Origin of the sequence: Dietzia timorensis, assembly GCF_020742175.1 — a bacterium.
GTDB classification, from domain to species: Bacteria; Actinomycetota; Actinomycetes; order Mycobacteriales; family Mycobacteriaceae; genus Dietzia; species Dietzia timorensis_A.
The window spans coordinates 1-6400 of sequence record NZ_DYXM01000027.1 but is presented as its reverse complement, the minus strand read 5'-3'; the positions used below and the strand labels follow the sequence as shown (position 1 = coordinate 6400).

The following is a 6400-nucleotide window of genomic DNA, read 5'->3' as shown; positions in this document are numbered from 1 at the left end:
GATGCACACGAAGCCGAGGAAGATCCCCAGCCACATCACGAACATCTCGAGGGTGCTCATCGCGAATCGGACTCCTTGTTGTCGGGTGTGTCGGTGTATTCGTTGGGGGCCGCGGAGGCGGAGGCTGGGGCGGCCGCTTGAACACGAGGCCGGAGGCGCGGCCGACCGGCGCGGGGAGCATCTCCGACGTCAGAGGCGAGGTCGAAGGACGCGCGCACCGAGGCCGGCGCATCGGGTTCAGGGGCGAGCGTGCCGAGGAGCGGATCCGCGCCGGGAAGATCGGCGTGCCAACGTCGCACCCTGTCCCGCACGGGCCGGTAAATCTCGACGATGATTGCCGCGCACACGGCCACGACCAGCAGGTTCCGGATGATGACGAGCATGCCGAACCACTCGGGGTTGAGCCCCTTGGCGTCGGTGCCCGCGAAGTACGACATGTGCGCGATCCACAGGAGGGCGTCGAAGATCATCCACGGCAACAGCACGCGCGCCCGCGGGATCGCGAGCACCGCCAGCGGCACGAGCCACAGCGAATACTGCGGGCTCCACACCTTGTTGGTGAGCAGGAAGAACGCGACGATGAGGAACGCGAGCTGCGCGATACGCGGCGACTTCGGCGCGGTGAGCCCGATCGCGAGGACCGCCACGCAGCCCAGCGCGAACAGCACCAGCGAAACCGTGTTGAGGGTCTCCGGGACCGCGCCGGCGGGGTCGAAACCGGACCACGACGTCAGCGATTCGGCGATGGCGTACATCGATTCCGGGTTGGCCGGGCGGTCGGAATTGAGGCGGAAGAACTCACGCCAGCCCGCGGGGAACAACAGCGCGATGGGCAAGTTGATTGCCGACCACGTGATCACCGCAACGCACGCCGCCCACGCGATATCGATGAACTTGCGGGCTCGGATCGCCACGACGAGCAGCGCGCCGAACAGGAACAGCGGATAGAGCTTCATCGCCACGCCGATGCCGATCGCGAAGCCCGCCCAGCGCGGCATCTTCTTCGCCCACAGCAGCAGTGCCACGGAGGCGGCGGCGACGGCCATCGCGTCGAAGTTGGTGAAGACCTGGAAGATCACCAGCGGGCTCGCCGCCATGAACAGCGTGTCCCAGGGTCTGCGCCCCGCCGAGTAGTACGTGGCCCACACGGCGACGAGCCAGAAGATCGTCATCGTCACCACGAGGATGAGGAAGTACTTGATCACGTCGATCGGCCCGGGCAGGATGCCCGAGCGGTCGAGGTGATCCCACGCGAGCGCCACCTGCGCACTGCCGTACTGCCACAGTCCGGCGAGCACCGGGTACTCCATGTAGCGCACCTGCTCGGAGCCCGGATCGCCCTCGGTCCACGAGAACTTGTACGGGAACGCGCCCTGCGACAGGCCCTCGATCCCCCACAGCGGGATCGGGTCCGCGTAGCACGCCTTGTAGTACTGGCGGCCGTCCCACATCAGCCCCGGTGAGCTGCCGTCGGTCGGGTGGGAGGTCTCCAGGCACGGTGCCTTGGAGAAGAAACCAAACGCGCAGAGGATGACGGCGAACAGCAGGATCACCCGAAGAGGAGTGATCCGCCGCTGCCGCCCGACCACCGCGTGCCTACCCAACGGGCCTCCCCACGCCTGCGCGGCGGGGAGAAACGCGCCGTCGCCGGGGCGGGCGCGCTCGCCCGGGCCGAGCTCCGCGAGTTCACCTGCGAGCGGGCGCGGGGAGGATGAGTCTCCGTTGGTCACGTTGGGTAGGTTATCGCACGCCTATCCGCCGCCGGGCGGGGCCGGTTCGGCGGGAGCCTCGCCTCCGCCACCGCCGCCTTCGCCGCCTTCAACGCCGAGGCCGTCGAGGAAGTCGTTGACCTGATCCTGGAAATTCTGTGCCGGATCCTGCGCCGGGGCGCCTCCGCCACCGCCGCCACCGGTACCGCCGCCCGTAGGCGCCTGCTGGCCACCTTGGGCCGGGGCCTGCTGGCTTGGCTGGGAATCGGTGTAGCCGTAGTCCTGGCCACCGGTGTAGCTCTGGCCACCGCCGGTGCCCTGGCCCGTGCCGCTGCTCGATCCGGAATCGCCGGGCGCACCGGCCTGGCCGCCGATGTATCCCGGGTCCGGGAAGGACTCGTATTCGGTGCCCGCGAGCGAGCTGTCCATGATCGACTTCCAGATATCGGCCGGGTCCATCGCGCCGAACATCGAGCCGCCCGAGCCGCCGCTGTAAAGCGGGACGTTCTCGTCGGTGCCCATCCACACCGCCGTCGACAGTGACGGCGTCGCGCCGATGAACCAGGCGTCCTTGTTGTTGCCCGTGTCGAGCAGCTGCGCGGTACCGGACTTGGCCGCCGAGGCGCGGCCGCCCGCCAGCGCGTGGTTCCGGGATGCGCCCGCGATGGGCTCCATCGCGGAGATCAGGTTGTTGGCGACATCCTTGTTGACGCGCTGCTCGCCCTCCATCTCGCTGTTGTCGAGAAGCACCTCGCCGTCAGCGGCGATGACCTTCTTCACGAAGTGGGGCTTGTGGTACATGCCCTCGTTGGCGAACGTCGACAGGCCGGTGGCCATGTCGAGCACGCGCACCGGGTACTGGCCGAGGACCACGCCCTCGAACGGCGGCTCTCCCCCTTCGGTGAGCGTTTCGTCCGGCAGGCCCGGGATCTTCTTCGCGATACCCGCCTTGTGTGCCATGTCGGCGGTATCCTGCGGGCCGTTCTCGAGCATCGTCTGCAGACGGATGAACGAGGTGTTGAGCGACTTCTCCAGGGCGGTCGCGACAGAACACGTGCCACACGACATGCCCTCGGAGTTGGTGATGGTGATGTTGCCGGAGGTGACCGGCGCCGAGGAGATCTGCTGGCTGAGCGGGATGCCCTGATCGAGAGCCGCGGCAAGGGCGAAGATCTTGAACGTCGAGCCGGTCTGCAGCGGGGCGTTGGCGTAGTCCCAGCCCTCGGCCTCGTTTCCGCCGTAATACCCGCGCACGGCGCCGGACTTCGGATCCATCGACACAGCCGCCGCCCGGTTGGCCTCCGGCTGGTAACTCATCACTTCCTCGACCGAGTCGATGACGTTGTTCTGGACCTCCGGGTCGATCGTGGTGATCACACGCAGGCCGCGGGTGTTGACCATGTCCTCGGAAATGCCGGAGTTCGCGAGCTCTGCGAGCACCTGGCGGCGAATCGGGCCATTGGATTCGTGGCCGACGTTCTGCTGCAGCGGAGCCGCATCCTCGACGATCGCCGGGAACTGCGCGCCCTTGCGCTCGTCCGCGGGCAGAGCGCCCATGTCGACCATGCCGTCGAGCACATAGTTCCAGCGCTGCTCCGCCGCGGGCCGGTTGGCGAAGGGATCGAGCGCGGAGGGGGACTGGATCGTGCCGGCGAGCAGCGCACCCTCGGAGACTGTGAGCGCGGAGACCGGCTTGTTGAAGTACGCCTGGGCGGCGGCGTCGATGCCGTAAGCGCCGCGGCCGAAGTAGATCGTGTTGAGGTAGCCCTCGAGGATCTGGTCCTTGGACCACTTCGACGTCATCTTCGCGGAGGTGAGGATCTCCTTCGCCTTACGCTCGTAGCTCACCTCGTCGCCGACCATCGTGTTCTTCACGTACTGCTGGGTGATCGTCGAACCACCGCCGGCGCTGGACTCGCCGGTGACCTGACCCAAGGCGGCTCGGGCGATGCCGATCGGGTCGAAGCCCTGGTTCGAGTAGAACGTGCGGTCCTCGGCGGCGAGCACGGCGTTGCGCACGTGCACGGGTACGTCGTCGATCTTGATGATGTTGCGGTTGCCCTCGGGCGGCACGATGCGGCCCATGAGCGTCGAATCGTCCTGCGCGTAGATCTCCGAGATCTGGTTGGTCGACATCGACTCCGGAGTCGGGATGTCCTGCCGCTGGTACATGATGCCCACGATGATCACGGGGATGACGATGAAGATGATCGCCAGAACAGCGAGGGTCGTCAGAACGGGGTGCCGACGAAATAAGCTCTGGTTCGGATCGCGGTGGGCAGTGCGATTGCCGCTAAGCGGCGACGACGCTTCGCCCGACGACCTGTTCGTCGGCTTGTCCTTGCCGGGGCCGGGGTTGGCCCGACCGGTATTTTCCTGGCCCATGTATTTCTCCTGCTTCGCAGGACGACCCGGTTAGGCCGCCCAATGACGCACAACACACTGCGAAATGCTGGTCGCGCCGTGACGTGAAAACGCGGACAACTATCGCGCTGACGATCTGCTGACGATCTATTGTCGCGCAGATCGCGCGCGAGAACCATATTTCCGCGCCGAACGGCACCGAAGCAGTCCCGCTTCTACGCCTGGCCGCGCAACGCGTTCGCCCGCCTGATCTTTGCCGAAAGTCCCGCCGGCCAGCCCACATCGTAGCTCTCGATGAGGTGGTTCCACTTGCATGAACGGCACACTTCGACCACGTGCACGGTGAACTCGTCGTGGGTCCGGGCGAGCTCTTCGATCTCCTCGGCCGTGCGGGCCGAGCCGCTGGCATCCCCGAGCGATTCCTCGTACACCCATTTGACGGTGACCAGGTTTTCCTTGCGGCACACCGGGCACAGCTCCTCGCTGACGTGGCCGTGGTACTCGGCGGCGCGCACGAGGTAGCGGTCCGCGTCGCACACCTCGCCGAGCGAGACCCTGCCCTCTTCGAGGTCCGCGAGCGTGGCGCGACGCCGCAGCGAGTAGTCGATTACCCGCTTCGGCGCTGTCGGGTCGAGCTTCACCTCGCCCGTATCCGCATGCTGCTCATTCATTGTCTTCGAGATTACGTGTTCTTCCTCACCCGCGGCGCCACGGGTGAGTGAAAGGGTGCACACGCATGCTTCGTGGATATGAATGATCGACATTACGGCGGGTTATATCGCTTCGATACATCGCGAACGTGTACGCTGACCAACGCCTCGGATAATTCCGCGTTTCGAACTGCGGAGACCTCTGCGGCGACGAAGCCGCGAGCCGGCACAGGGGCCCAACGGACCATCTTGAGAAGGGAGGCGAGAACGCATGCTCGATCTCGCTGTTCTCGGTCTGCTCGACGAGGGACCCATGCACGGTTATGAACTGCGCAAACGTCTGTCAGAGGTGTACGGGACCGTCAGGACCGTCTCGTTCGGCTCCCTGTACCCGACCCTGCGGAAGCTGCACGGGGCCGGGTTGATCGAAGCGGCTCCGACGTCATCCAGCGGTAAAACGCGGGTTCCCACCGCGGGCAGAGGGAAGAACAAGAAGCCGTACCGGCTGACCGACGCCGGCCGGGCCGAGCTCGCCGCGATGCTTGCGGAGCCGAGCGCGGCGAGTTTTACCGACGACGGCTTCGGCGTGCATCTCGCACTGTTCGACCGCACGCCCGCGTCCGCGCGCCTGCGGGTTCTCGAGGGGCGCCGCCGCGTCCTCGAGGCCCGGCGCGAGGAGCAGCGTGGCGCCGCGGGAACGACGCAGCACTCCGAGATCAGCCGCTACACGCGGCAATTCACACTGCTCGGCCTCGAGACGAGCGAACGCGAACTCCGGTGGATCAACGAACTGATCGCCGCTGAACAAACCAGAAACAATCCGTCCCAGAACGCTTGATGAAGGAGACCTACAAAGCTATGGGTAATAATAAGATCCGCGTCGCGATCGTCGGCGTAGGTAACTGTGCATCCTCGCTGGTCCAAGGCGTCGAGTACTACAAGGACGCGTCGCTGACCGACTCGGTCCCCGGCCTTATGCACGTCAAGTTCGGCGACTACCACGTCTCCGATGTCGAGTTCGCCGCCGCTTTCGACGTCGACGGCAAGAAGGTCGGCATGGACCTGTCGGAGGCGATCTTCGCCTCGGAGAACAACACCATCAAGATCTCGGACGTGCCGCCGCTCGGTGTATCGGTGCAGCGCGGCCCGACGCTCGACGGCCTCGGCAAGTACTACCGCGAGACCATCGAGGAATCCACCGCCGAGGCGGTCGACGTAGTCTCCGCGCTCCGCGAGGCCGAGGTCGACGTGCTCGTGTCCTACCTGCCGGTGGGCTCGGAGGAGGCCGACAAGTTCTACGCGCAGTGCGCGATCGATGCGGGCGTGGCGTTCGTCAACGCGCTGCCGGTGTTTATCGCCTCGGATCCGGAGTGGGCCGAGAAGTTCCGCTCCGCGGGCGTGCCGATCGTCGGCGACGACATCAAGTCGCAGGTCGGCGCGACCATCACGCACCGCGTGATGGCGAAGCTGTTCGAGGACCGCGGCGTGGCCCTCGACCGCACTTACCAGCTCAACGTCGGCGGCAACATGGACTTCAAGAACATGCTCGAGCGTGAGCGTCTCGAGTCCAAGAAGGTCTCGAAGACCCAGGCCGTGACCTCGAACCTCACCGGCGAGCTCGCCGGAAAGATCTCCGACCGCAATGTCCACATCGGCCCGTCCGACCACGTCGAGTGG

At 66.1% G+C, this 6400-nt stretch carries 5 protein-coding genes; 2 read left to right on the top strand and 3 right to left on the bottom strand.

Annotated features, from left to right (window positions below; translation table 11 throughout):
- Positions 1-56: 56 nt before the first annotated feature.
- From K8V11_RS01250 to K8V11_RS01240, 3 genes are all read right to left on the bottom strand, one after another.
- Positions 57-1730, bottom strand: a complete 1674-nt coding sequence (locus K8V11_RS01250) for a glycosyltransferase family 87 protein (protein ID WP_303910394.1) — start codon at positions 1728-1730, stop codon at positions 57-59.
- Between the two features lie 21 nt (positions 1731-1751).
- Entirely contained in the window at positions 1752-4094 is a 2343-nt protein-coding gene (locus tag K8V11_RS01245; protein ID WP_303910393.1) for a transglycosylase domain-containing protein, read from the bottom strand.
- Between the two features lie 194 nt (positions 4095-4288).
- Positions 4289-4744, bottom strand: a complete 456-nt coding sequence (locus K8V11_RS01240; protein WP_303910392.1) for a DUF5318 family protein — start codon at positions 4742-4744, stop codon at positions 4289-4291.
- Between the two features lie 250 nt (positions 4745-4994).
- Between K8V11_RS01240 and K8V11_RS01235 the strand changes: the two genes are divergently transcribed.
- Both K8V11_RS01235 and K8V11_RS01230 read left to right on the top strand, forming a co-directional pair.
- The gene (locus K8V11_RS01235) at positions 4995-5561 is read left to right on the top strand and encodes a PadR family transcriptional regulator (protein ID WP_303910391.1); all 567 of its coding nucleotides are present in this window, start codon (positions 4995-4997) and stop codon (positions 5559-5561) included.
- A 20-nt stretch (positions 5562-5581) separates the two neighbouring features.
- Positions 5582-6400, top strand: an 819-nt coding sequence (locus tag K8V11_RS01230) for an inositol-3-phosphate synthase (RefSeq protein WP_303910390.1), incomplete at its 3' end; no start/stop codon positions are given.